Source organism: Catellatospora sichuanensis (genome assembly GCF_007483665.1).
Classification (GTDB): Bacteria; Actinomycetota; Actinomycetes; order Mycobacteriales; family Micromonosporaceae; genus Catellatospora; species Catellatospora sichuanensis.
In genome coordinates this window covers 1-2334 of sequence record NZ_VIQO01000069.1, presented here as the reverse complement: position 1 = coordinate 2334, position 2334 = coordinate 1, and the positions used below count along the sequence as shown (strand labels likewise).

At 69.8% G+C, this 2334-nt stretch carries 1 protein-coding gene; it reads right to left on the bottom strand.

Annotated elements, in window-relative coordinates; all coding sequences use genetic code 11:
* The coding region (gene pepN / locus FLL47_RS42495; RefSeq protein ID WP_144128369.1) for an aminopeptidase N at positions 1-2334 on the bottom strand (2334 nt) is incomplete at both ends.

The window sequence follows — 2334 nt, the reverse complement described above, 5'->3', positions numbered from 1 at the left end:
CCACGAACTCCTGCGCGGGTTCGCTGTCGCGGGTCGCCCAGACGCCTGCGACCTCGGTGAAGAAACTCGGTGTGTACGGTGCGGTCAGTTCGATCTGGGCGGGGTGCTGGAAGCCCTGGATCAGCGCCCGGTTGCGCCAGTTGGCCGGTGCTGTCGGGCCGGTCAGCTCGGCCCACACCGCGGCCTTGTTCTCCGGTGTCGGGATCAGCGCGTAGGCGAGCGCGGCGCCGATGTCGCCGGAGGCGGTGCGGTCGGCGTCGTGCTCGGCCTGGATGATCGACGGGTCGATGCCGCCGTTGGCGACCAGGCACTGCACCAGCTGCCAGCGCAGCTCGCCGGCGATGGTGATGCCCTGCGGCACTGCGGTGCCGGTCAGCCAGCCCTGCAGTGTGGCCAGGTCGGCGCTGCCGCGGGCGGCGCTGATGAAGGCACGCGTCCAGGCGAGCTGGAAGCCGCTGCCGGGCTCGGCGACGGCGAGCGCCGCTTTGGCGGTGTCGGCCAGCTTCGCGCAGCCGGTCGGTGCCCAGGCCGGGTCGGCGTACTGGGTGAGTACGAGCTGGACCTGGCGCAGCGTGGCGGTGACCAGGTTGATGTCGCGTTCGCCGGGCAGCGCGTTGGTGACCAGGGCGACGTAGTCGCGGGCGGCCAGTTCCGCGTCGCGGACCATGTCCCACGCGGCGGCCCAGCACAGCGCCCGGGCCAGCGACGAGTCGAACCCGCTCAGGTTGGCGACCACCGTGGCCAGCGAGCGCTCGTCCAGGCGCAGCTTGGTGTAGGTGAGGTCGTCGTCGTTGAGCAGCAGCACGTCGGCCGCCTTCTGGCCGGCGAGCTGGTCGAGCACCGTCTCGGCGCCGGCCACGTCGGCCTCGATCCGCTCGCGGCGCACCAGGCTGCCCTCGACGAGGTCGTACAGGCCGACGGCGAGGTGGTGGGGGCGCAGCGTCGGGTGGCTCTCGGGCGCGGTCTGCAGCACCGTCACGCGCCGGTACGTGCCGTCCTTGCCGATCTCGACGAGCGGGCGCAGCGTGTTGACCTGAGCGGTCTCCAGCCATGCCGCGGCGAACTCGCGCAGCTCGCGGCCGGAGGACGCCTCCAGCGCCGAGAGCAGGTCGCCGAAGGTCGCGTTGCCCCAGGCGTGCTGCTTGAAGTAGGAGCGCAGGCCGGTGACGAACGCGTCGATGCCGACGTACGCCACGAGCTGCTTGATCACGCTGGCGCCCTTGGCGTACGTGATGCCGTCGAAGTTGACCTCGACCGCGTCGACGTCGGGCATGTCGCAGTAGACCGGGTGCGTGCTGGACAGCTGGTCCTGGCTGTAGCCCCAGTTCTTGCGCAGCGACAGGAACGTGGTCCAGGCGTCGGAGAAGCGGGTCGCCTCGGCGTTGCACCAGTGCGAGGCCCACTCGGCGAACGACTCGTTCAGCCACAGGTCGTCCCACCAGCGCATGGTGACCAGGTCACCGAACCACATGTGGGCCAGCTCGTGCAGGATCGTATTGGCGCGCTGCTCGCGCTCGAAGTCGGTGACCTCGCTGCGGAAGATGTACGACGCGTCGGCGTGGGTGACGCAGCCGAAGTTCTCCATCGCGCCCGCGTTGAACTCCGGCACCCACAGCTGGTCGTACTTGGGCAGCGGGTAGCGCACACCGAACTGGCTCTGGAAGAAGTCGAAGCCCTGCTTGGTGATCTCGAACAGCTCGCCGGCCTCGAGGTGCTCGGCCATCGAGGCGCGGCAGTACACGCCCAGGTCGATGCCGTCGTGCGTGGTCCGCTGCTCGTGGTACGGCCCGGCGCACAGCGCGGTGACGTATGTCGACATGCGGGCCGACCGCTCGAAGTGGACGGTCTTGCCCAAGCCCTCGGTGGTGACCGACGCGACGGGCGCGTTGGAGACGACCTTCCAGTGCTTGGGCACGTTCGCGTGCCAGGTGTAGACCGACTTGAGGTCGGGCTGGTCGAAGCAGGCGAAGACCTTCTGCGCGTCCGCGGTCTCGAACTGGCTGTAGAGGTAGACCTCCTTGTCCGCGGGGTCGACCGCGCGGTGCAGGCCCTGACCCTGCTGCGAGAACGGGAACTCCGCCTCGACGACGAGCGTGTTCTGCTCGGCGAGCTGCGGCAGCACCAGGCCGGTCTCGGCGGTCCAGGCGCTGGTGTCCAGTGCGGTGCCGTTCAGCTCGGCTCGCAGGATCTTGCTCGCGGCGACCTCGACGAAGGTGCCCGCCCCCGGGGTCGCGGCGGTGAACTTCACCGTCGTCACGCTGCGGAAGGTGCCGTCGCCGGGATTGCCCGCCCCGTCGGTGAGGTCCAGCGAGATGTCGTACGAGTTGACGTCCA